Origin of the sequence: Labrenzia sp. THAF191a, assembly GCF_009363335.1 — a bacterium.
Lineage (GTDB): Bacteria > Pseudomonadota > Alphaproteobacteria > Rhizobiales > Stappiaceae > Roseibium > Roseibium algicola.
In genome coordinates this window covers 3,477,937-3,501,031 of the sequence record NZ_CP045333.1, presented here as the reverse complement: position 1 = coordinate 3,501,031, position 23,095 = coordinate 3,477,937, and the positions used below count along the sequence as shown (strand labels likewise).

The window sequence follows — 23,095 nt, the reverse complement described above, 5'->3', positions numbered from 1 at the left end:
AAAAGAACCCGGCAGGTCACGACCCGACAGGCAAAAACTTCCGCTCTGGCCGGTGGCAGATGTTCAAAATTGCCGTGCGCCGGCACTCCTGCCTTTTACGGGCTTGCACAGCCGCGCGCGGCCTGCCACCTTGCGGCCAACCTAGGAAAAACGGACGGCCAAATGCGCTTTGAAGGAACTGAAAGCTATATTGCCACGGAAGACCTGAGGGTCGCGGTCAACGCCGCAGTCGCCCTGGAGAGGCCGTTGCTGATCAAGGGTGAACCCGGCACCGGCAAGACCGTGCTCGCCGAACAGGTTGCGGTCGCCCTGAAAGCCCCGCTGATCGAATGGCATGTCAAATCCACCACCAAGGCTCAGCAGGGCCTCTATGAATATGACGCCGTTTCGCGCTTGCGCGACAGCCAACTCGGTGACGAGCGCGTCAAGGACATCAACAACTACATCCGCAAGGGCAAGCTCTGGGAAGCATTCGACGCTTCAGAGCGGCCGGTTCTGCTGATTGACGAAGTCGACAAGGCCGATATCGAGTTTCCGAACGATCTTCTCCTGGAACTCGACCGCATGGAGTTCCACGTCTACGAGACCGGTGAGACCGTCCGCGCAAAGCAGCGCCCGGTGGTTATCATCACATCAAACAACGAGAAGGACCTGCCTGACGCCTTCCTGCGCCGGTGCTTCTTCCATTTCATCAAGTTCCCCGATGCCGACACCATGGCGGAAATCGTTGAAGTGCATTTTCCCGGCATCAAGCAACGGCTCCTGTCGGAGGCGCTGCGCCTCTTCTATGACGTACGCGACGTCCCCGGACTGAAGAAGAAGCCCTCGACTTCGGAGCTGATCGACTGGATCAAGCTGCTGCTGAACGAAGACATCGATCCTGAAACCCTTCGTCAACAAGATAGCTCCAAACTGATACCGCCTCTGCATGGCGCGCTGTTGAAAAACGAACAGGACGTGCACCTGTTCGAACGCCTGGCATTCATGGCGCGGCGGGAACGGTCCTGAAGTCCCGGGCAAGCCTCGAGGTGAAAGCTGGTCGAGGCTGAGCGCCCGGGCGGCTGGCCGGGCAAAACGCGATCTTCGGGTCGGGGTGACAAGGAGACTGACTTGGTGAAACAGGCCACCGCTCTTCTGGTGCTGGCGATGCTCACGCTGCCGATGGCGGCGAACGGGCCTGTTCTTGCACAAGTGCCCCCTGAAAAGGACGCGGGCTGGCAAAGCGATGTCGGCGGATTGCGCCATTTCACCGGCCTGCGCTGCCCCGACATGATCGGCGATTATTACCGCATCAAGGTGATGGAAGGTGATGCCGTCAGCCAGGCGGGATGCATCTACACCGGCCGCGACGGCATTACCGCTGTCCTGCGCAAACACCTGCAGGGCACCGGCCGCCGCGAAGCGCTGACATTTTCCCGCAATTACAAGGCAGCCGGTTTCGAACCGATCAAGCTGACGGGCGCTGCCGCCTCCGGCATCTCCTTCCGGACCCGCAACTGGACACCGACAAGCCTGTGCGAAACGATGTGGTACTTTTCCGGTGCCACATCGGACTATACATTGTGGCTGTCCTACACGCTGCCGACTCAGGAAGTGGAGATCGGACCGGCAGTAACCGCCTTCACCATGGCGCTTGCCAACCAGAACTGACCGGCAGTCCGGCCTTTGACCCGCCGGCACACTTTCCACTTTCAAGGAACCAGGAAAGACAATGCGGCTCCTTTTGTTCAGACACGCTAAATCAGACTGGGGCGACGCGAACCTGGCCGACATCGACCGGCCTCTGAACAGCCGCGGCAAGGCCGCCTCCGTCAAGATGGCCCGTTACATGAAGGAACAGGGCCTGCAGCCCAACCAGATCCTGTGCTCTACCGCGCAGCGGACCCGGGAAACTCTGGCCCGCCTTCTGCCTACCCTCACGCAGGAAACACAGATCCACCTGGTGTCCGATCTCTACCAGCAAAGCGAAGACGACTATGTCGGGCTGATCCGCCGCTATGGTGGCCGAGCCCAGAACCTCATGGTCATTGGCCATAACCCGGCTACCGAGGACACGGCGTTGAGCCTCAGCGGCACGGCATCCAGCGACGCGATTGCCGATATTCAGGAAAAGTTTCCGACTGGTGCTCTTGCCGTGATCGATTTCGACATTGCCGACTGGTCGGAGTTGCAGCCGAAGACCGGCCATCTGGAACGTTTCGTCAAACCACGGGACCTGAAGGAAGATCTCGACTAGAGCATCAGCCGAGTCCCGGATTGTACTTGTTCCCGCCTGCGCCTACATGAACGCGCTGGAGGCCCTTGTGAACCCATTGACGACACTTGCAGAAGAAACCCGGCTGACACTGGCCAATCTTGCCGATGCGGCAACCGATCTGGCTGTGCCGAGCGTCCGGCTGGGCGTGACCGGACTTGCGCGCGCAGGCAAGACCGTCTTTCTGACCGCGCTTGTGCACAACCTCGTTCATGGTGGCCGCCTGCCGCTCTTCAGCGCCGCTTCCGGGCACCGAATGACCGGAGCAAGGCTTCAGCCGCAACCTGACGACGCCGTGCCGCGCTTCGACTATGAAGCGCACGTGCGTGCCCTGGTGAGTGAGCGTATCTGGCCGGAATCGACCCGTCAGGTCTCCGAACTGCGCCTGACCATCGACTATGAGAGCGCCTCCTACTTCCACCGCAAGCTTGGTCCCGGCCGCCTTCATCTCGACCTGATCGATTATCCCGGCGAGTGGTTGCTGGATCTGCCGCTTCTCGGCAAGGACTATGCCACCTTCTCCGCCGAGGCAATGCAGCGCGCCCGGGCGGAAAACCGGGCGGAGATCGCCGCGCCGTTTCTGAAGATCCTGGCCGCCACGGAAGCAAACGCAGAAGAAAGCGAACCGGCAGCACAAGAGCTGGCGGCAAATTTCAAAACCTATCTGGCTGCCTGCAGAGCCGACGCCCACGCCCTGTCCATGCTTCCCCCGGGACGCTTCCTGATGCCCGGGGATCTCGACGGCTCTCCGGCCCTGACCTTCGCGCCGCTGGACATTCCGGCAGACGCCGCCCCGGCAAGGACAGGCACGTTGCGGGCGATGATGGAGCGGCGATACGAGGCCTACAAGACCCACGTCGTGCGTCCGTTCTTCCGCAATCACTTCGCGCGCCTCGACCGCCAGATCGTGCTGGTCGATGTCCTTCATGCCCTGAACGCAGGGCCGCACGCGATTGCCGATCTGGAAACCGCCCTCACCGAAGTTCTCGGAGCTTTCCGTCCGGGCAAACGCAGCTGGCTGTCCTCCATCCTGTCGCGACGGATCGACCGCATCCTGTTCGCGGCGACCAAGGCAGACCACCTGCACAGATCGGATCACGACCGACTGGAGCTGATCCTGAAGAGACTGGTTGCCCGAGCAGAAGAGAAGGCAACATTCAAGGGAGCGGAGGTCGAAGTGCTGGCCATGGCTGCGGTCCGTGCGACGCGTGAAGCAACGGTCAAGCATCGCGGCGAAGCTTTGCCTGCGATCCTTGGAACGCCATTGCCGGGCGAACGGCTGAACGGTGACACCTACGACGGAAAAACCGAAATCGCCATGTTTCCCGGTGACTTGCCGGACGACCCTGAATCACTTTTTGGACAAGCTGACTCAGTTTCTGAAGCACTTCGAGCAAGCTTTCAAACCGCTCAGGCAGACCTTCAGTTCCTGAGGTTCCGGCCACCGGAACTCGACAAGACCGCAGAAGGCCTGACTTTGTCTCTGCCGCATATCCGGCTTGACCGCGCCCTGGAATTCCTGATCGGAGATCGCCTGGCATGACCGGTTCCCAGCCCCCGTCCAATCGCAAACCGACCGCCTTCCGTCTCGATGATTCCAAGGTGCGGATGACCGATGACGAAACAAGGATGCCCTCGGCCGGCGAAGCCCTGGTCACCCAGGCCTTCATTGATGACGAGGAACCTCGCCTTCCTCGCGCCGCCAGCACTCCCAGATCCGGATTTCGGTTCGGAAAGTGGCTGATGATAGGTCTGTCCGGCCTCGTGTCGCTGGCTGTCGGCCTTGCGGTCGACAGCCTGATACGGGATCTCTTTGCCCGGACCGACTGGCTGGGATGGCTGGGTGTGGCTCTTGCCGTTCTTGCGGCGCTTGGCCTACTCGGCCTGGTCATTCGCGAGATCGCGGGCCTCATGCGCCTTGGCCGAATAGACCACCTGCGGGACCGGCTGCAGAGCGCCGCCGAAGCAGATGACGCGAAGGCGGCATCAGCCGGCCTGAAGGAACTGCTCACACTCTACAAGGACCGTCCCGAAACGGCCCAGGGCCGCAAGGCGCTGGCGGGGCATATGCGGGAAGTCATCGACGGCCGGGATCTGGTGAAACTGGCCGAACGCGATCTGCTAAGCCCGCTCGACCTGGAAGCCCGCCGCATCGTGATGAACAGTGCAAAACGCGTTTCCATCGTCACGGCCGTCAGCCCACGGGCACTGGTCGATCTGCTGGCGGTCCTGTTCGAGAACCTGCGCACGATCCGGCGCCTATCCGCCCTTTACGGCGGGAGACCCGGTACACTTGGCTTCCTGCGCCTCGCAAAACACGTCATGGCACATCTGGCAGTGACCGGCGGCATGGCGGCAGGCGACAGCCTTGCCTCGCAGGTGCTGGGTCACGGTCTGGCGGCTCGACTTTCCGCCCGCCTGGGCGAAGGTGTGGTCAATGGACTGCTCACGGCCCGCATCGGCATTGCGGCAATTGCAGTCTGCAGGCCGGCACCGTTCGTGGCCGGCACCGGACCGACCATCTCGGACTTCATGGGTGAGCTTGTCTCGTTTGCAAAAAAAGAAGACCCGGCCGACAAGTCTTAAAGTTTAGATTTCAAATAATACACGGCATGGTTCTGCGCATAAAGCAACCAAACCGATTGCTATTTCTACCAATGACCCATAAACGTCTTATTCGTTAAGGTTTCTGCGGACGAGCAGTGGCGTCTTCCTCGGAATACAACAATAATTGCCAGGTGAGACGTTAACTTGTGTAGCGACAGGCCGTTGCCAACCCAGACGAAATCCGCCCTTCAGCATCGCCGCCAACTCAAGGCTTTTCTGCTTTGCAGTTGCGCCCTGGTTTTGCTTGGTCCGGAAAAAAGCCTTGCCGGTGACATTACCATCGGCTCGGGCACCACGGTCACCACAACACAGACACTGACGGACGTTGGCGACACCGGAACAGTCGAGAGCGGCGGCACCATCGACGTTACCGATCAGGATGGCCTGGTTCTCGGCAACGACGACCAGACAGCAACCAACAACGGCACCATCACAGTCAACAAGACAACCATTGGCACACCTAATTTTGCCGGTATTGGGTCCGATGAGGACAATGCCACCGTTCACAACAACGGAACCGTTACTACCACGGGCAGCCGTGCATTCGGCATTGCCGGTGACGGGGATGACTTCACGGTCACCAACTCGGGCACCATCACCACTTCGGGAGAGGTATCCGACGCCATTTTGTCCCTTGGCGCGAACACAAAAATCACCAACTTCGGAACGATTCTCACCACCGGGGAAGATGCCGATGGCATCAATGCTACTTCCAACAACCCAACGGTTTCCAATTCGGGTACCATTACGACCTCTGGTAAGGACTCGGACGGAATTCGGTCAGGGGGTACGGACGCGGAAATCACCAACTCCGGCACGATTTCCACAACCGGTGAAGGCGCCTATGGCATCAATGCCGTGGGAATCCGACCGACAGTTTTCAACTCGGGTACGATCACAACGACAGGTGACGACGCCTATGCGATCGACACCGATGAAGACGACGCGAAGGTAACCAACACCGGAACGATTACCACGTCTGGCAAGGACGCGGACGGCTTTGACAGCGACGGCGACGATGTCATCCTGATCAATACCGGTGTGATGACCATGTCCGGTTCGCTGGCAGACGGCATCGACAACGACGGCGACCGCGCCGCGATCACCAACTCGGGCACGATTACTGTTTCTGGGGAAGACGCCAACCCGATCGAATCCAATGGCGATGACGTCACCATCTCCAACAGCGGCACGCTTCGCAACACCGGTACGGTTTCCGGAAGCGACGACGATGTCGGGCATGGCATTGCCGTTGACGGCGACAATGTCACGATCACCAACTCCGGCGAGATCTACAGCAGCAACGGGTCCTCGATCTATGTCGATGGTTCTGATGCAACCGTTACCCTGAACAATGGCACCATACTTCAGGGTGTTCTGACCTTTACCGATCCGACCACCGCAACCCTGAACTACGCGGCCGGGCGAACGGCGATCCTGACCTTCAGCGGCATCCCGGGAACGCTGACGACGGCAGGTCTCACTTCAGCGACCAACGGCAACACGATCACCATCCTCAATCCGGACGATTTCCGGCTGGACACGGTTGCCCAGACCTTCAACACCATGACGCGCGCTGTCACCGGCAGCCTTGAACAGCAGATGGACCTCAATCGACTGGGCGGCACGTCCTTCGTCGCAACCAACGGTCCAGCTCCGGAAGAGCAAAACGCCACCGCGCTTTGGGTCACGCCTCTTGGCGGTGTTCTTTCCAGGCAAGGCAGCGACGGGTTCGACCATACATTCGGCGGCATCACCGCCGGGGCTGAGAAGACATTCGCCGAAGGGCTTGCCGCCGGTGTTGCCGGTGGCTTTACCATCGGCAGGACGACCAGCGACGGCGACATTCACTCGGCCTCCAGCTACAGCATCCACGCCGGTGGCTATCTCAGCCGCTCCTGGCAGGCGACCTTTGCTCAATTCGGCCTTCTCGGCGGCTACCTGAAGAGCGATGAAGACGTCACCGTCCTCAACAACATGGTTGTCGGTGGCCTGCAGGACCTTTCCATCGACTACGACTATGTCTACGTAACGCCCTCCGCGCGCCTCGGCCATGCCTTCGCCCTGAGTGAGGGTACGCTGACACCCAGCGCTCGAGTGCGCTACTCAGGTCTCTGGCAAACGGGTGACGCCGATGAAAGCGCCACCGGCCTTTCGGTTTCCGGCCGGTCGCTGCACGTTCTGGAACTGCGCGCGCAGGCGACCTACGATCATGCCCCCATCGTCCAGAATGGCGGCACGCTCTATCTCAGTGCAAATGCGGGTATCGACGGCATCTTCACGCTAAACGACAGTGTCGACGCCACCCTCCAGGGAGCCGCCTTGAACCTGTCCGTCGACGACGATGACGCGGTGCTCCGCGGTTTTGCGGCAGCCGATGCCGTGTGGCAGGTCAATGACGGCACGAAATTTCTCGCCGGAATAGAAGGCGGTTACGACAGCGCCGATACACTTTCCGCATCGGTTCGCCTGGGCGCCAAGATCAGTTTCTGAGGACTTGGGAAAGCCCCCTTCCCTCAAACGCCGTTCCGATGCTGGCCTCCACATCGTCGTGAAACCTGTTAGTCTGTCCCTGGGTCCGGATGGGCCGCGAAGCTTGCGCGAGAAAAACGGTCGTTGGGGTCAGGCAATTCGATGAAAACCGAAGAAACGTCAATTGAAGGCGTGATTGTCCATGACCTGGTTTCGCACATCGATGACCGCGGCAGTTTCACCGAAATCTACCGGGAGACCTGGCTCACCGGGTTCAAGTCGATCCAGTGGAACATCGTCACCTCGAAAGAAGACACATTGCGCGGTGTTCACGTGCACAAGGATCACTACGATTATCTGATGGTCCTGTCCGGAAAGATGCTGCTTGGTCTGCATGACATACGCCGCGACAGCCCGACCTTTGGAACCTCTAAGTTTCTCGATCTTTCAGCGGAAAACAGACGAGCTGTTTCAATTCCGCCGGGGGTTTGCCACGGATTTTATTTTCCGCAAGCCGCGACGCATCTTTATTCCGTTTCCACCTACTTCGACCCGGCGGACGATTTAGGCTGCAAGTTCGATTGTCCTGAACTGAACCTGTCTTGGCCAACGAAGGACCCCATCCTTTCCGATAGAGACAGAACAGCCGACAACTATGCGCAGATGCTTGATAAATTCTATGCGGACGCCAATGCCTGATTACGCAGTGACCTGCAATTTCACATCGCCGGCTGTTGGACACAGCCATGACTGATATCGGTCTGGTTGGCTTTGGCCGGTGGGGAAAGCTCATCTTTCGCGATCTGCGCAGCTTGGGTCTAAACGTGCACGTGGCGGTGCCCGGTTCGGACAGCCAGCACGCAGCCCGGGAGGCCGGAGCCGCTTCGGTGTGCGATAGCGCCGCCAAGCTTCCTGACTGCGCGGGATATGTCGTTGCGCCCCCAACCGTGCTTCACGCGGCCTGCATCGACGCACTTGCACCGCGGAACCGGCCGATCTTCTGCGAGAAACCGGTCACCAACGACGCACACGCGGCGCAAAGACTTGCCGATACGCTGCAGGAACGTCTCTTCGTCATGGACAAGTGGCGCTATCATCCCGGCATTTTGAAACTTGCGGAACTGGCAAAATCCGGCGCCCTGGGTCAGATCGAAGCGGTACGCACCTATCGGCTCGGCTGGGGCAATCCTCACAAGGATGTCGACAGCCTCTGGATCCTGATGCCGCATGATCTTTCGATCGCGCTCGAAATCCTGGGAACATTGCCCAAGGCACATTCGGCGATCGCCCAGATCCCGGGCCTGGGTGGTGAGGACCTGACTGCCCGTCTTCAAAACGACGGGAAACCGCTCACCGTCACCATGGAGATCTCATCCCTCCATCCGGCCCCAAAACGCTCCGCCGTCGTAATCGGCAGCAAGGCGGTGGCCCAACTTGCCTCATCCTATGACGATCGCGTTCTCCTTGCCCCGAGAGATCACGGCCAGAGGCCTCAGCAAATCGAGGTTGGCACGAAAATGCCTCTTCTGGCCGAACTGGAAGCATTCGTCGCGCATCTGGAAGGGGGGCCTGCTCCAAAGTCCTCGGCTGCAGAAGGCGCATTGATCGTCAGGCGGATTGCCGAACTCAGAGCGCTCGCAGGATTGCCGTGACCCATCCGCGCTTCACCGTCCTGCTGCCTGTCAACAGACCGCCCGCGCTTCTGCCTTTCGCCGTCGAGAGTGTTCTGGGACAGTCCCTGCAAGATTTCGAACTGTTCATCGTTTGTGACGGCGCCCCCCAAGAGACCGTGCAGGAAGCGGAGAAGCTGGCAGGGCGTGACGAGAGGATCCGCGTTTTTTCCTTCCCCAAGGGAGAAAGGCACGGCGAAGCTCATCGGGACTCGGCTCTCAAGCAGGCAAACGGCAAATTTGTTGCCCAGATCGGCGATGACGACATCTGGTTTCCCGAACATCTGTCGGAACTGGCCCGCCTGCTGCAAACCTGCGACTTCGGTAATCTGCTTCAGGCTGAAATTCTGCCTGACGGGACGTTCACGGTTCATATCGGAGACCTGTCGGACGCGGACACGCGCCGCAAGATGCTGGAGACGCGTTGGAACTTCTTCGGCCCGTCGACGGTCGGCTATTCCCTTGAGGCCTATCGGTCTCTGGATGTTGGCTGGAGCCCAGCACCACCTGACTTCTGGACCGATCTCTTCATGTGGCGAAAGTTCCTGGCACGGCCGGACTTCACCTTTGCAACACGGCCCACGGTTCAATGCATCAAGCCTTCCGCCGTGCACCGTCAGGACATGTCGCTTGCCGAGAGGCAGGGTGAAATGATGGCGCTGATGCAAAGGTTTGCCGATCCGGCGGAAAGGCAGGATTTCCAGACCAGCTGCAATGAAATGCTGATCAACCACCTCAGGTCCGAAAGCCGGCACCATGCGGACAACGCGGCCCGGCAGACGCAAACGGTTTCCGCCCAGCAGGGGAAAATCCGCGAATTGCAGGCCGAACTCGACCTGCAGAAGCGCCGTTACGAAGCAATCCTCGCCTCGTCGTCCTGGAAGATGACGGCGCCCTTTCGCAAAAGTGGCAGGGTGCTTCGCAAACTCCTGTCGAAGCGTCCTTTTTGACCCCTCGACAGGCAACTGCCTGGAACTTACCTTTCGCACATGTTCATTACCTTCTTCACCGAACTGAAATCGGCCGGCATCCCGGTCTCGCTCCGCGAATATCTGACGCTGATGGAAGCGTTGGATAAGGATCTGGCGGAAAAGAGCGTCGAGGATTTCTACTATCTCGCCCGGCTCACGCTGGTGAAGGACGAGAGCAACCTGGACAAGTTCGACCGCGTCTTCGGCCACGTCTTCAAGGGGCTCGACCTCATGAGCGAGGTTGCCACCACCGAGATACCGGAGGAATGGCTGCGCCGCCTGGCGGAAAAGCACCTCAGTGAAGAGGAAAAGGCCCAGATCGAGGCACTCGGCGGCTTTGAAAAGCTGATGGAGACCCTGCGCGAACGCCTCAAGGAGCAGCAAAAGCGCCACCAGGGCGGCAACAAATGGATCGGGACAGCCGGCACGTCGCCGTTCGGTGCCTATGGTTACAATCCGGAAGGTGTGCGCATAGGCCAGCACGAAAGCCGGCACCGTCGTGCGGTCAAGGTCTGGGACAAGCGCGAATTCAAGGACCTCGACGACACCCAGTTGCTAGGCACCCGCAACATCCAGGTCGCCCTGAAGCGACTGCGCAACTTCGCTCGAACGGGTGCTGCTGAAGAACTGGACCTCGACGACACCATTCGTGCAACAGCCCACAAGGGCCTTCTGGACATCAAGATGCGGCCGGAACGTCACAACGCGGTCAAGGTGCTGTTGTTCTTCGATATCGGCGGGTCGATGGACGATCATATCCGGGTCTGTGAGGAGCTGTTTTCGGCCGCACGTTCCGAATTCAAGGTGATGGAACACTTCTACTTCCACAACTGCCTTTACGAATATGTCTGGAAGGAAAACCGCCGCCGCCATACCGAGCGCATGCCGACGATGGACGTGCTGCACAAGTACCCTGCCGACTACAAGATCATCTTTGTCGGCGATGCGTCCATGAGCCCCTACGAGATTGCCTATCCCGGCGGCTCGGTAGAGCACTGGAACGAGGAAGCCGGAGCCGACTGGATGCAGCGGATCACCGGGCTTTACAAGAGTGCGGTCTGGCTGAACCCGGTTCGGCAGGAACACTGGCACTACACACATTCCATCCAGATGTTGAACGAACTGATGGAAGGCCGCATGTTTCCCATGACGGTCGAGGGCCTGACGGATGCCATGAAGGAACTGGCCAGGTAGATCTTCCGCACACAAGGCGCAGAAGGGGATGAAATGGAACCGACCGCGAAACCCGAGCACTCTTTCTCGCAACCTGTTTCCCGTGCAACCACCACCGGCATGTCCGGTGGGGGATTTTACAACGCCAACTCGGCTGCCCAATGGTCTGCCATCGAACAGATATTGCCACTCGTTGAAGAGGCGATTGCGAACCTGCCGGTTGAGGGTACCGGCTCCGTCGGCATTGCCGACTACGGCTGCTCGGAGGGCCGCAATTCTGTTGCGGTCATGAAACACGCCCTCCCGGCATTGCTTACACGCACCGAACGGCCGATCCAGACCATCCATTCAGATCTTCCCACAAACGACTTTTCTGAACTTTTCCGCAGCCTCAGACCGGATGGCGGCTCGGTCTTTGGGTCTGACAGGATTTACTCGGCCGCAATCGGTGGCTCGATGTACGATCAGCTCTGCCCGCCGCGGAGCTTGCACCTTGCCACCACCTTCAACGCCATCGGCTTTCTCTCCTGCCGCCCCGTCTACAGGTTGCCCGGCTATATCCTGCCCAACGGCCCAAGTGTGGCACGGGCAAATGGTTATGTTTCCGAAAAAGACCGGCACGCCTTTGCCGAACAAGCTAAGAACGACATCGCCCGTTTCCTCACCGTCCGCGCAAGGGAACTGGTTCCGGGTGGCAAGCTGCTGGTTCAGGTGTTTGGCTCCAAGGGACCGGCTCGAACCTGTGACGGCCTTTATGATCTTCTGAACGACGCGGTTCTGGACTTCGTCGAGACCGGAGACATCAGCAGGGACGTCTACGACCGCTATTACCAGCCGGTATACATGCGAGACCTGCAAGAACTTGCAGACCCGGTCACCAACGATACGTATGGAGCTGCCGGACTTTATTCACTCGACCGGTCAATGGAGTACGAAATTGCGGTCCCGTTCGTCGACCGCTTCAAGCAGGACGGCGATCTTGACCGCTATGCCCGCGACTATGTCAATTTCTTCCGCGCCTTCACCGAAGCGGTGTTGCGCGCCGCCCTGCCTGAAAGCCCATCACGGAAGGATCTGATCAACCGGATCTTTGCAAGGGCCGAAGACCGCCTGAAGGCTGACACCAGCCTCTACCCCTTCCGTTATGCAGCCGTCGCCATGTTGCTGACGCGCAATGGCTGACGGCTGAGGTTCACGAGCCGATCGGCCTTTCAAGGCCCGGCAGCATCGAACGGCCAGATCGCTGCTTGTCGCTCTAGCTGCGCAACACCATGACCGAGCACGGTGCATGGCGGACAATGTGGGCGGCATTCGAGCCGATGAAGTAGGTCGACAGGCCCGGCTTGTGCGATGTCATCAGCACTAGGTCACAATTCGCCTTTTCGGCTTCCTCGATCACTTCATGATACACCGACCCCATACGCACGGTCACATCGACAGTGCCTTCGGGAACATCCAGATCAGATGCGATCTTGTCGAGGATTTTCGCGGTTTCCTCGAATTCCCGCTTTTGCCAGCCTTCCGGAAGCTGGCTCGCCACGAAGCTTTGAACTTCCGGGCAAACCGCCATCAGGTGGATCTTGGAGCCATAGTCGCGAGCAATCTGCGAGGCTTTGGCAAGCGCCTCCGTGGCAAAGCCGCTTTCGGCCGGGTCAACGGGAACGAGGATTTTCTTGAACATGTCTTGTCTCCCCAAAAAATCAGGTCGACTTTTTGTGCGCCCGGAAAACATGCACCGCCATGACAAGGATCAATCGGCTTCGACACCGTCAAAGTATCGGCCGGGTGTCACGCCGAAGGCCTTCTTGAAGGTCGACACGAAGGCACTCGGTCCCTCGTAACCGAGCTTGTGGGAGACGTCGGAAACGCTTCGCCCGGACGCCAGCAACTCCAGAGCCCGGAACAGTTTCACCTGGCGGCACCAGGTACGGTAGCTGAGCCCCGTCTCCGCTTTTATGCGCCGCTCGAAAGAACGCACGGAAGTCGCACACCGGTCCGCGGCCTCGCTGAGCGAGGGAATATGTGCCGGACAGCGGACGACGCCTTCGCACAGGTCGCGCAGCCGGGCATCCTGCGGCATCGGTAGCTGCAGGGGGGCAACCGGCAGCATCTTCAACTGATCCAGGATTACCGCGGCGATCCGTGCCGCCGGCCCCTTGTCCGTCTCGGAGCGCGGATAGGACATGAACTCGAGAATGAGTGCCCTGAGCAGGGTCGTCACCTGCATCACCTGCGGTGTTTGCGGCAGATCCCTCGTGTAATCATACTGGACATAGATATAACGCAGCTCCGTGTCGGTCAGATACCGGGTCTGGTGGCTGACCCTGGGCGGCAACCAGACCGCCCGCTCGGGTGGCACGAAATAGGTGCCCATCTCCGTGTCGATGGCAATCGATCCCCTGATCACATGGAAGAGCTGCGCCGCATCATGCGAATGCCAGCCATTGTTCCGGCCCTGCAACTGGGTCCGCGCATATCCGATAATCGGCGCGGCGACCGCCTCTTTCGGAAACTCGGCAAGTTCAGGATGAATGCTCATGCGCCGGATCGTATACCTTCACCCCGATATTGCACAGAGGGCCAATAGCACCGGAGGCCCCGGCAACGCAGCACAATCGCGGCAACTATGCCCAGGTCCTGCCGGCAAGGTGAAAGGCTTTCCTCGCACCAAGCCATGATCCACAAGGATAATTTCGCCTTATTGCCGGATGCGTAGCTCTGCACCAGCCAGAATTTGGCGTGTCGGAAACATCTCATGACAAAACAGCGCTAACACGCAAACCGCAATTGGCGTTAGAAACGGCTCGCAACACTGCCGAACGTTTTCTTTTTCCACGGCCACACAATGTCTTACTTCACCCAGAATGCGCACCCGAACGAGGCGACCGGCTGGCGGTCTCCTGTGGTTCTCCTGATGATCATGGCAGGTGCCATGCAGCTCTCCTTTGCTGCCTGGTGGAACCTGATGAACAACTTCGCCGTCCAGGAGCTGGATTTCACCGGCCGGGAGATCGGCATTCAGCAATCGATCCGGGAAATCCCGGGCTTCCTGAGCTTCCTTGCGGTCTATCTCTTGTTGATGATGCGCGAGCAGACGCTCGCCTATGTGTCGCTGCTGCTCCTGGGCGTCGGCGTTGCCGTCACGGGCTATTTTCCGACCGCGATCGGCTTTTATGTAACGACGCTGATCATGTCGATCGGCTTCCATTACTACGAGACGATGGCGCAGTCGCTGTCGCTGCAATGGCTGCCCAAGGCAACGGCCGCTGCAAGCATGGGCAAGATCCTGGCCGTTGGCGCCTTCGCCCAGTTGATCGCCTATGGTGTCATCTTCCTGGCGTGGAAGATGTTCGAACTGTCCTTCACGGTGGTTTTCGCCATTGCCGGTGGGCTGACACTGGTCGTTCTTGTTTTCCTGATCTTCGCCTATCCGCATTTCCGTGAAGGCGTGCCGCAGCACAAGAAGCTGATCCTGAGAAAACGCTACTGGCTCTATTACGCCCTCACCTTCATGGCTGGTGCGCGGCGGCAGATCTTCACGGTTTTCGCCGGCTTCCTGATGGTTGAACGCTTCGGCTATGACGTTCACGAAGTTGCAGGCCTGTTCCTCCTGAACGGCGCCTTCAACATGGTGCTGGCACCCAAGATCGGAAAACTGATTGTTCGCTTCGGCGAGCGAAAGGCGCTGGTTCTGGAGTATGTCGGCCTGGTCCTGGTGTTCATCTGCTATGCCTTCGTCACCAACGCGACACTGGCGGCCAGCCTTTATGTGATCGATCACGCTTTCTTCGCGATCGCCATCGCCATCAAGACCTACTTCCAGAAGATCGCCGATCCTGCCGACATCGCCCCCACCGCCGGCGTCGCCTTTACGATCAACCACATCGCCGCGGTGTTCATTCCGGTGATATTCGGCTTCATCTGGCTGGTGTCCCCGGCTGCGGTCTTCCTGGCCGGCGCTGCCATGGCCCTGGTCAGCCTTGTTCTGGCAACCCTGATCCCGAGCAATCCGGAAGAAGGCCATGAAGTTGACTTCTGGTACCGCAAGCCTTCTGCCCAACCTGCAGAGTAAACTCTGTACCTGGACAAACCAAAACGCCCGCCGGAGTGATCCGGCGGGCGTTTTGTTTGAAATCTTGTCTGAACTGACCTGATCAGGCCTGCCGCTCAGGTACATGCACCACAAGGCCGTCGAGATCGGAAGTCACCTTGATCTGGCAGGACAGGCGCGAGGTCGGCTTCACGTCGTAGGCAAAGTCGAGCATGTCCTCTTCCATCGGCTCCGGAGATCCGGTCTTGCCGCTCCAGGCATCATCTACATAAACGTGGCAGGTAGCGCAGGCGCAAGCACCGCCGCATTCCGCTTCGATGCCCTGGACCATGTTCTTGATGGCGTTTTCCATCACCGTAGAGCCTTCAGTGGCGTCAACGTCGGTCCGGGTTCCATCGGCGGTTACAAATGTGATTTTCGGCATATGTCGCGTCCAAGCCTGAATTTGCGGGTCTTCGAAGCACGACATAAAGATTTACGGCAAAAGGTCAAGGACCGTGCCATTTCCACGCGGCAATCTGCCTCCCCCCGTCCTGGGCGGGGTCTGTCCTTCAACCTTCCAGAAGGTCCCGGATGTAACGGTTTGCCTCATCGACCGCCGCAATCAGGCCTTCGGTGGCCGTATCGGTGCTCGAGCGCATCTTGCCTTCCAGATTTTCGCAAACGATCGCGACCCGCTCCGCGCCGATGGCCCGGGCAGACCCTTTCAGCGTATGCACGAGATCCAGGCGAACGGAATTGTCGGTTTCCTGTTTCAATCGCTCAAGCGTCGAGATGGACTGTGACTTGAACAGATGCAGGACCTGCACTTCTAGATCCCGGTTACCCAGCGTATTGGTTGCCAGTTGCACCAGATCGATCGGTGCCTCCGGACCGGCGCGTCCGGCGACGCGGGCCATGGAAGAAGGGGCCATAAGGGTGCTCCACATTACTCGATACCTGCCTGACGGCACCCCGCCGCAAGCTGTAGAGCCATAACAATGCGCCCCAAGCCCAAACACCCGGTTAAACCGGTTGCTCAAACCGTCCCTTTCGGCCCATGTCCCCAAAAAATTGATTTCATGGTTAATGCGTTTTAACGCAGGTTACGAAACAGGATTAAAAAAGTCCTTGCGTTTCCGCCGATTTCCTGAATCGCTAAAATTTTAATGATCTGATTCGCCGTTAACTTTTTTTGACTTTTTGACTTGCAGAAAGTGCTTCGATGGCGGCGGGCGTGAGCTTGCAGACCAGCCAGTCGGGCTTGATTGGGTTGGAAAACCAAGGCTCTGCCCAACCTGCATCGATGCAGGCGCGGATTGTGCGTGCCGGAATTTCCCGGCCGTTGTCATCGAACAGAGGCAGCTTGCCCCCCGCCTGCCCGAGCCCTTTTTGCAACCAGCGCTTTTGCGCGGCTGTCAACTTTCCCGCTTTGAGAGTAACTTCCAGAACCGTATTTTCAGCATCTGCCGATGCGTCAACCTGCTTTGAATCCGGCATCCAATCCGCCCCCTAAGTGACTCACGCTATTGCCGTTTCTTGTTCGTTAGGAGAGATTGTGCCATTACAGTTACTGATGCGGCAAGGTGGGGAGTGTACCGTCGAACGGAAAGTTCACGGTCGGTCAGCGGCGGCCCTCTCGCACGAACAGGTTTTGCGGCGTTGCCACAGCTGGGCAACGCTCGCAACGAGGACGCATCCGGTAGATAACTGTAAAGAGCTGCGCCAGCGGCTCTGCACGATTACCGGTGTGTAATGAGTACGGATGTGAGGCGACCCTAAATGGCAAATCCGACAAAGGCGAAAGATCCGGCAGAAGCGGCTCTCTCAGCAGTTGAAGAAGCCCTGAAACTTGATTTCGGCGGCCCGGATACCACAGAAACAACCTCCGCGGCAGAGGCCAGCCCTGCCCAGGCAGAACCGGCACGCCGGTCCCAGGGGGAAACGCGAGGCCAGTCCCAGCGCGAAGAGCAGCGTCAGTCTAGACGCCGTGGCCGCGGCGGACGCCCGCCGGCAGCCAACGACGATCGCCGGAACATCGGCAACCTGATCTACTCCTTGCAGCGCCGTCCCTCTTCAGCGCCGTTCTGGGGCGCCCTCGCCCTCAGCGCCCTTTGGGCAGCGCTTGGCAGCAGCCTCTTCATGACAGCGTTCCCCGACAAGGTCGGATCGCTGACCGATCCCCAGACGCTGCTCAGCTCACCGGAGATGATCCTGGCTGTCGTCGGCATCGTCGTTCCGATCATCTTCTTCTTCGTCATGGCCATGATGATCTGGCGCGCGCAGGAGATGCGCATTGTCGCCCGTGGCATGACCGAAGTGGCCCTGCGTCTTGCCGAACCTGAAGACATGGCCAAGGAAAGCATCCTCAGCGTTGGCCAGGCCATCCGCCGCGAAGTCGCCGCCATGGGCGACGGCATCGAACGGGCGATCGCGCGCGCCAGCGAGCTGGAAGTCCTTGTCCATAATGAAGTGTCTTCGCTGGAACGCTCCTATAATGACAACGAACTGAAGATCCGCGCCCTGATCGACGAACTGATCAGCCAGCGCGAGTCCATCGTCATGAACGCCGAGCGCGTGCGCGAAACCATCGCCGGTGCCCATGAGAGCTTCGCCTCACAGCTCTCCAGCACCTCCGGTGAACTCGGCAGCACTGTGGACCATGCAACCCAGCGCATGATTGATGCGGTCAACAGCCGTGTTGAAGAACTCACATCCACCGTCGACAGCCGCATCGAGTCTCTCGGTGCAACGCTGAACGCCTCCGGCAACGAACTCGTCGACAGCCTCACGGTCCGCGCGGAAGACTATGTCGCCCGCCTCTCGTCTACCGGCAACGATCTGGTCGACAGCCTGGCAGAGACCGGTTCCACCATGTGGGAAACGCTCACGGCACGTGGCAACGAGGTAAACGAACGCTTCGCGGACACCGCGAACACCTTCGTGGAAACCCTGTCCGCTCGCAGCACGACGATCAACGAGACCCTGGCAACCTCCAGCAACTCGGTGATCAACACCCTGAGCGAAAAGGCGGACGAGTTCCGGCTCACCCTGGAAACGACCGGCAACAACGTCGGCGAAGTGATCACGGCGCGCGGCGAGGAAATCAACGCCAACCTGTCGCTCACCTCCGGCCGTCTCATCGACACCATCACCTCGCGTACCGAGGAACTGGTGGCAACCGTCGACAACCGCGTCACCACGCTGGACGAGTCCCTTGCCGAAACCGGCAACCGTGTCGTCGAGAGCATTTCCGAAAAAGGCCAGGCGGTTACCGACACCATCTCCATCCGGGGTGCGGAAATCGTCGAGACCCTGTCCAGCCGGTCTACGGAAGTTGCGGAAATCCTGCGTGGCACCGGCGAGAGCATCGTGGTCGATCTGTCGCTGCGCGGCGGTGAAATCGCCTCCAAGCTCGACGAAACCGCAGGGTCCCTCACCCAGACCATCTCCGTTCGCGGTGGTGAGCTGGCCGAGAAACTCGACAACATCTCCGAGCGTATCTACACCGCCATCTCCATCAACGGCAGCGAACTGGACGAACGTCTGGCTGCCCGCAGCAACGAGATGGCCACCATCCTGGAACAGCAGACCATTGGCTTCCGTGAGACCCTGGAAAGCGTCTCCGGCGAATTCTCCGCGAGCCTTGGCGACCAGACCGGTGCGCTTACCCAGAAACTGGCGGAAACCGGAACCCAGCTTGCCGAACTCATCGGCAGCCGCGGCGACCGCGTCGCCGGCGACATCAACCAGATCAGCGGCAAGATCGCCGAAACTCTGGAAGTGCGCGGCCAGGCGCTGCAGGACGGCCTGTCGAGCCGCCTCACCGAGCTGGAAACCATCGTCACCGATCGCGGCGGCCAGCTGATCGACGCTTTCGACACCAAGACCCTGCTCTTGTCCGAAGCGCTGGATTCACGCCTGTCCACGCTGGACACGACGTTCGCCACCCGTATCGACTCCATGGACGCCTCTCTGGGCGATCGCATCGCGACAATGGATGCATCGCTCGACCAGCGCTATTCGGCAATCGATGCAACCCTGACCGACCGTATCGCGGCCATGGATGCGACCCTCGAGCAGCGTTACACCGCCATCGACACGACCCTGACCGATCGTATCGCCACCATGGATGCGACCCTCGAACAGCGTTACACCGCCATCGACACGACCTTGACCGACCGTATCGCCACCATGGACAGCTCTCTGGAGCATCGCTTCACCACCATGGATGCGGGCCTTGGCGAGCGGATCGGCACCATGGACGCGTCGCTGGAACAGCGCTACGCCCTGATGGACGCCACACTCACCGATCGCATCAGCACGCTGGACAATTCGCTTGAGCATCGCCTGTCGTCGATGGACAGCTCGCTCAGCGAGCGGATCTCCACGATGGACTCCTCTCTGGGCAGCCACATCAACACCCTGGACCTGACGCTCGATCAGCGGACCGCGGCCTTCGAGGCAACCCTGGAAGCCCGTACGCAGATCCTGTCCGATGCCATCGAGAACCGCACCACCGGCATCAGCGATGCGCTGGAGGAAAAGACCCGCAACATCACCGATGTTCTTGCGGACCGGTCCGACGCCATCACGCTGCAGCTTGGTCAGCGCATCGAGGCGGCCGGCAACACCCTTGCCGAACGCGCCGAGGAAATCGGCCAGTCCCTGTCGCAGCGCGTTGATACAGCAACGTCTGCAATGGCTGACAAGGCCGAGCTGATCTCCGCCTCCATGACCAGCGGTACCGACCGGATCGACGAGACCCTCGATGCGCGTGCCCGCCAGATCTCCGAAACCCTGATTTCCCGCACAAAGGAAATCGCCAAGGCCTTTGTCGACGGTCAGGACGAGATGACCTCTGCCCTCGACAACCGTCTGGCGGAAGCCGGCAGCGTGCTGGGCAAGCAGAGCGAGCAGCTGACGGAATCCCTGTCCGAGCGGATCGCCGAGATCAACGTCTCCCTGGGTGCCAAGGTGTTCGAGGTTGCCGAAACCCTCGACAGCCGCGCCACCCAGCTGGAAACGCTGCTGAACGAGCGTCTGGAAAGCATTTCCGGCACCCTCACCGGCGAGAGCGAGCGTGCCCGTGACATTCTCACGGCCGTTATCTCCGAAGCCGGAGCAACGCTCTCCACCGAAAGCACGCGTCTGCGTGATGTGGTTCAGGAAGCGGTCACTGCCGCTGTCCAGACCCTCTCCGACGAACGCAATCGTACGGTCGAAATCGTCGACAGTGCTCTCAGCCAGGCGACGGAGAAGCTCTCCGGTGAAGGCGATCGCATGCGCCAGATCGTCCTGGGCTCCGTCGGCGAAGCTCGCGGCGTCCTGGTTGGCGAAAGCCAGAAGGCAGCCGATGCGGTTACCTCTGCAATGAGCCAGGCTACCGGCGCAATGTCCGGTGAAAGCGGCAAGATCCGCGAGCTGGTGCTCAGCGCGGTTGGCGATGCCGCCCGTGCCATGGCTGCCGAAAGCGAAAAGGCCCGTACACTCTACGCTGGCACCCTGGCCGAGTTCTCCGGTTCTCTGACCGGCGAAAGCGACAAGGTCCGCAACGAACTGTCCGGCCTGATTGCCGAAATCTCCGGCAACCTGTCCGCCGAAAGCGAACAGGCCCGCATGACACTGGCGAAAACGCTGGAGGAAATCCGCGGCCAGATGTCGAGCGAAGCCGGCATGGTTCGTGCTCGCGTCAACAGCGCAGTTACCGAAGCAGCAGACCTTCTGGTCGGCCGCGGCAACGAGGTCGCCAACGAACTGCTGGACAAGGCAACCGCGCTCAACGAAGCCTTCGGCGCCCGTTCCGGCGAGCTGGCGAAGATCGTCGGCACCGATGGCAACGAACTCATCAGCGCCATCGAACTGCGTGCCAACGACCTTACCGGACGCCTGTCGGAGGTCCACACGGCGATCCTGGAAGCCATCACGGTCAAGGGCCGCGATGTCACCGACACATTCGCCCATACCGGCCTCGACGCGACCCGCTCGCTGGTGGAAGCCGGCGACCGTATCGTCGCCAGCATCAACGAGCGCAGCGAACAGGCAACCACCCTGCTCACCGACACCAAGCGTCGGCTGGAAGCGGACGTTACCGAGATCCTCAACAAGATCGAGACGTCCAACAGCAACCTGCAGGGCATCGTCGCGACTGCGGGCGAGAACCTCAACGAGGTGGAGGGCAACCTGGCCCGCCGCGCCGGCGAGTTCCGCTCTGCCGTCGACCGGGCGGTTTCGGAAACCAACTCCACCACGGCCCTCATCACCGAACAGGTTGCAAACCTGCGCGATGTGACGGACACCACGCTGGCGGACATCAAGAACCTCACCGGCCGCTTCGGCGACCAGTCGGAGGAATTGACCAAGGCAGCCCGTCACCTGGAAGACACCAACCGCTCCGTCGAGAGCCGTGTTTCCGAGCGCCGGACCGCAATCGAGGACGTTGCGGACACGCTTCTGGCGAAGACCGAAGCCGTCGACACGCTCATGCGCTCCTTCACCAAGACCCTGTCCGAAACGCTGGAATCGGCAGACGACAAGGCACGCGATGCAGCCAACATGCTGTCCGCGGCGGCTGAAGCAGCGTCCAAGCAGGTGTCCGAGCAGTTCGAATCCATGCGCCTCACGGCAGGCATGGAGGGCCAGAAGGCCCGCGAAGCGATCCGCTCCGCACAGGACGACATCATTGCCGAGATGACCCGCACCGTTACCGAAGCGTCCGATCGCTTCAACGATGCGGCCGCCCGGATGCGCGATGTTGCCCGCGACGTTCACCGCGAGCTGGAAGCAACCCGCAGCGAACTGAAACAGGGTGTCCTGAACCTGCCGGAAGAAGCGGAAGAATCTTCCGCCGCGCTGCGCAAGGTGGTCAACGAGCAGATCCGCGCTCTGACGGAACTCTCCGAGATTGTCGCCAAGCAGTCCAACGCGCTCGACATCTCCCGGCCGCAGGCCCAGGCAGCAGTGGCAAGCGCCGCTCCTGCTCCTGCCCCGCAGCAGCAAGCTCCGGTGAACTATGCTCCGGCAGCCCCTGCCCGTCAGCAGAGCGCCCCGGCAAGCGAACCGCGTCCGGCACCGGTCACCACTCGCCGGCAGCAGCCGGCCCCTGCCGAAACCACCAGTTCCGGTGGCAAGGGCTGGGTTGCCGACCTGCTGCGCCGCGCCTCGCGCGACGACGATGCCGGTTCGGACACGGACATGAGCCGCACGCCGCTGCACACGGTTGAAAGCCTCAACTCGCTGTCGGTCGACATTGCCCGCGCCATCGATCACGAAACCTTCGTTGATCTGTGGAACCGCTACCGCAATGGCGAACGCCACGTGTTCACCCGCCGCCTCTACACGCTGCAGGGTCAGCAGACCTTCGACGAAATCCGTCAGAAGTACTCTCGCGATCCGGAGTTCCGCACCGCCGTTGAACGGTATGTGGCAGACTTCGAGCAGCTCCTGGCCCAGGTATCGCGCAACGACCGCGACAACATGCTCGGCCAGACGTACCTGACGTCGGACACCGGCAAGGTCTACACCATGCTGGCCCACGCCAGCGGCCGGCTCGACTAAGAGACGGACAATCAGACACGAAAAGGCGGCCACTGGCCGCCTTTTTTGTTTGCAGGGACAAAAAACGGCCGCCGACTTCATCGCTGTACGCAAGCATCCCTTTCAAGGCCAATTACCTGCATGAGCTCAAAACGGCATCAAAATCCTCCCAAGCGAAGCGGAGCGTCGGGGGACACCCGCATTTCCGCTTGGATGGGACTGCGGGCATTCCAAAGTAACGCCCGCACCGACCCACCAACGCTCTGCAAACGAGTAGGCCCCGGGTCTCACTTGGTTCGCCCGGGGTGACGCCCTGCCTGGATTGATCCAGGGACGCAAAGCGACCGACGCCGCTTGACTTGAATATGCAAAACGGTTGTAC

18 protein-coding genes are annotated in these 23,095 nt (G+C 60.1%); 13 read left to right on the top strand and 5 right to left on the bottom strand.

What is annotated here, in order from left to right; all coding sequences use genetic code 11:
- The first annotated feature begins 162 nt into the window (after positions 1 to 162).
- The 11 genes from FIV05_RS16040 (at position 163) to FIV05_RS15990 (ending at position 12,329) form a co-directional block, all read left to right on the top strand.
- Positions 163 to 1,008 carry a MoxR family ATPase gene (locus FIV05_RS16040; protein ID WP_152510254.1) on the top strand — a complete coding sequence of 282 codons (846 nt, stop codon included), beginning with the start codon at positions 163 to 165 and terminating at the stop codon, positions 1,006 to 1,008.
- Between the two features lie 105 nt (positions 1,009 to 1,113).
- Positions 1,114 to 1,650, top strand: coding sequence for a hypothetical protein (locus FIV05_RS16035; RefSeq protein WP_209009677.1), 537 nt, complete (start codon positions 1,114 to 1,116; stop codon positions 1,648 to 1,650).
- 61 nt (positions 1,651 to 1,711) lie between these two features.
- Positions 1,712 to 2,236, top strand: a complete 525-nt coding sequence (locus FIV05_RS16030; protein WP_055655271.1) for a histidine phosphatase family protein — start codon at positions 1,712 to 1,714, stop codon at positions 2,234 to 2,236.
- Positions 2,237 to 2,282: 46 nt separating this feature from the next.
- Positions 2,283 to 3,797: a YcjX family protein gene (locus tag FIV05_RS16025; protein WP_152510253.1), complete on the top strand. Its 1,515-nt coding sequence runs from the start codon at positions 2,283 to 2,285 to the stop codon at positions 3,795 to 3,797.
- A complete protein-coding gene (locus FIV05_RS16020) occupies positions 3,794 to 4,840 on the top strand; it encodes a TIGR01620 family protein (protein WP_152510252.1) in 1,047 nt (348 codons plus the stop codon). Before FIV05_RS16025 ends, FIV05_RS16020 begins: the two co-directional genes overlap by 4 nt.
- Positions 4,841 to 5,023: 183 nt before the next feature.
- Positions 5,024 to 7,354, top strand: a complete 2,331-nt coding sequence (locus FIV05_RS16015) for an autotransporter domain-containing protein (protein WP_152510251.1) — start codon at positions 5,024 to 5,026, stop codon at positions 7,352 to 7,354.
- Between the two features lie 141 nt (positions 7,355 to 7,495).
- Positions 7,496 to 8,032 (top strand): dTDP-4-dehydrorhamnose 3,5-epimerase family protein, encoded by a 537-nt coding sequence (locus FIV05_RS16010; protein WP_152510250.1) that lies wholly within the window; start codon positions 7,496 to 7,498, stop codon positions 8,030 to 8,032.
- Between the two features lie 47 nt (positions 8,033 to 8,079).
- Positions 8,080 to 8,985, top strand: coding sequence for a Gfo/Idh/MocA family oxidoreductase (locus tag FIV05_RS16005; protein WP_152510249.1), 906 nt, complete (start codon positions 8,080 to 8,082; stop codon positions 8,983 to 8,985).
- Positions 8,982 to 9,953, top strand: coding sequence for a glycosyltransferase family 2 protein (locus FIV05_RS16000; RefSeq protein WP_173013867.1), 972 nt, complete (start codon positions 8,982 to 8,984; stop codon positions 9,951 to 9,953). Before FIV05_RS16005 ends, FIV05_RS16000 begins: the two co-directional genes overlap by 4 nt.
- A gap of 39 nt (positions 9,954 to 9,992) precedes the next feature.
- Complete coding sequence (locus FIV05_RS15995; protein ID WP_023000677.1) at positions 9,993 to 11,168, top strand: VWA domain-containing protein; 1,176 nt, start codon at positions 9,993 to 9,995, stop codon at positions 11,166 to 11,168.
- Between the two features lie 33 nt (positions 11,169 to 11,201).
- Positions 11,202 to 12,329: a hypothetical protein gene (locus FIV05_RS15990; protein ID WP_152510247.1), complete on the top strand. Its 1,128-nt coding sequence runs from the start codon at positions 11,202 to 11,204 to the stop codon at positions 12,327 to 12,329.
- Positions 12,330 to 12,402: 73 nt separating this feature from the next.
- Here FIV05_RS15990 and FIV05_RS15985 read toward each other — a convergent pair whose 3' ends face one another.
- Positions 12,403 to 12,828 carry a universal stress protein gene (locus FIV05_RS15985; protein WP_152510246.1) on the bottom strand — a complete coding sequence of 142 codons (426 nt, stop codon included), beginning with the start codon at positions 12,826 to 12,828 and terminating at the stop codon, positions 12,403 to 12,405.
- Between the two features lie 69 nt (positions 12,829 to 12,897).
- Positions 12,898 to 13,686 carry a helix-turn-helix transcriptional regulator gene (locus FIV05_RS15980; RefSeq protein WP_023000674.1) on the bottom strand — a complete coding sequence of 263 codons (789 nt, stop codon included), beginning with the start codon at positions 13,684 to 13,686 and terminating at the stop codon, positions 12,898 to 12,900.
- Positions 13,687 to 13,992: 306 nt separating this feature from the next.
- Here FIV05_RS15980 and FIV05_RS15975 point away from each other — a divergent pair, with 306 nt between their 5' ends.
- Positions 13,993 to 15,219, top strand: coding sequence for an MFS transporter (locus tag FIV05_RS15975; protein WP_152510245.1), 1,227 nt, complete (start codon positions 13,993 to 13,995; stop codon positions 15,217 to 15,219).
- An 82-nt stretch (positions 15,220 to 15,301) separates the two neighbouring features.
- On the opposite strand, the gene FIV05_RS15970 is transcribed toward FIV05_RS15975, so the two are convergent.
- The 3 genes from FIV05_RS15970 to FIV05_RS15960 all read right to left on the bottom strand — a co-directional run bounded on the left by FIV05_RS15970 (position 15,302) and on the right by FIV05_RS15960 (position 16,677).
- The gene (locus FIV05_RS15970) at positions 15,302 to 15,622 is read right to left on the bottom strand and encodes a 2Fe-2S iron-sulfur cluster-binding protein (RefSeq protein WP_152510244.1); all 321 of its coding nucleotides are present in this window, start codon (positions 15,620 to 15,622) and stop codon (positions 15,302 to 15,304) included.
- A 127-nt stretch (positions 15,623 to 15,749) separates the two neighbouring features.
- On the bottom strand, positions 15,750 to 16,112 hold the full coding sequence (locus FIV05_RS15965; RefSeq protein ID WP_208984210.1) for an Hpt domain-containing protein: 363 nt from the start codon (positions 16,110 to 16,112) through the stop codon (positions 15,750 to 15,752).
- A gap of 250 nt (positions 16,113 to 16,362) precedes the next feature.
- Positions 16,363 to 16,677: a hypothetical protein gene (locus FIV05_RS15960; protein WP_023000670.1), complete on the bottom strand. Its 315-nt coding sequence runs from the start codon at positions 16,675 to 16,677 to the stop codon at positions 16,363 to 16,365.
- Positions 16,678 to 16,959: 282 nt separating this feature from the next.
- Between FIV05_RS15960 and FIV05_RS15955 the strand changes: the two genes are divergently transcribed.
- The gene (locus tag FIV05_RS15955) at positions 16,960 to 22,734 is read left to right on the top strand and encodes an antitoxin (RefSeq protein WP_152510243.1); all 5,775 of its coding nucleotides are present in this window, start codon (positions 16,960 to 16,962) and stop codon (positions 22,732 to 22,734) included.
- The last annotated feature ends 361 nt before the right edge of the window (positions 22,735 to 23,095 follow it).

Bases quoted from the DNA above. Each gene is read 5' to 3' on its own strand.
- FIV05_RS16040 (WP_152510254.1), top strand. From the start codon at position 163: ATGCGCTTTGAAGGAACTGAAAGCTATATTGCCACGGAAGACCTGAGG.
- FIV05_RS16030 (WP_055655271.1), top strand. From the start codon at position 1,712: ATGCGGCTCCTTTTGTTCAGACACGCTAAATCAGACTGGGGCGACGCG.
- FIV05_RS16025 (WP_152510253.1), top strand. From the start codon at position 2,283: ATGAACGCGCTGGAGGCCCTTGTGAACCCATTGACGACACTTGCAGAA.
- FIV05_RS16020 (WP_152510252.1), top strand. From the start codon at position 3,794: ATGACCGGTTCCCAGCCCCCGTCCAATCGCAAACCGACCGCCTTCCGT.
- FIV05_RS16010 (WP_152510250.1), top strand. From the start codon at position 7,496: ATGAAAACCGAAGAAACGTCAATTGAAGGCGTGATTGTCCATGACCTG.
- FIV05_RS16005 (WP_152510249.1), top strand. From the start codon at position 8,080: ATGACTGATATCGGTCTGGTTGGCTTTGGCCGGTGGGGAAAGCTCATC.
- FIV05_RS15995 (WP_023000677.1), top strand. From the start codon at position 9,993: ATGTTCATTACCTTCTTCACCGAACTGAAATCGGCCGGCATCCCGGTC.
- FIV05_RS15990 (WP_152510247.1), top strand. From the start codon at position 11,202: ATGGAACCGACCGCGAAACCCGAGCACTCTTTCTCGCAACCTGTTTCC.
- FIV05_RS15985 (WP_152510246.1), bottom strand. From the start codon at position 12,828: ATGTTCAAGAAAATCCTCGTTCCCGTTGACCCGGCCGAAAGCGGCTTT.
- FIV05_RS15980 (WP_023000674.1), bottom strand. From the start codon at position 13,686: ATGAGCATTCATCCTGAACTTGCCGAGTTTCCGAAAGAGGCGGTCGCC.
- FIV05_RS15975 (WP_152510245.1), top strand. From the start codon at position 13,993: ATGTCTTACTTCACCCAGAATGCGCACCCGAACGAGGCGACCGGCTGG.
- FIV05_RS15970 (WP_152510244.1), bottom strand. From the start codon at position 15,622: ATGCCGAAAATCACATTTGTAACCGCCGATGGAACCCGGACCGACGTT.
- FIV05_RS15965 (WP_208984210.1), bottom strand. From the start codon at position 16,112: ATGGCCCCTTCTTCCATGGCCCGCGTCGCCGGACGCGCCGGTCCGGAG.
- FIV05_RS15960 (WP_023000670.1), bottom strand. From the start codon at position 16,677: ATGCCGGATTCAAAGCAGGTTGACGCATCGGCAGATGCTGAAAATACG.
- FIV05_RS15955 (WP_152510243.1), top strand. From the start codon at position 16,960: ATGGCAAATCCGACAAAGGCGAAAGATCCGGCAGAAGCGGCTCTCTCA.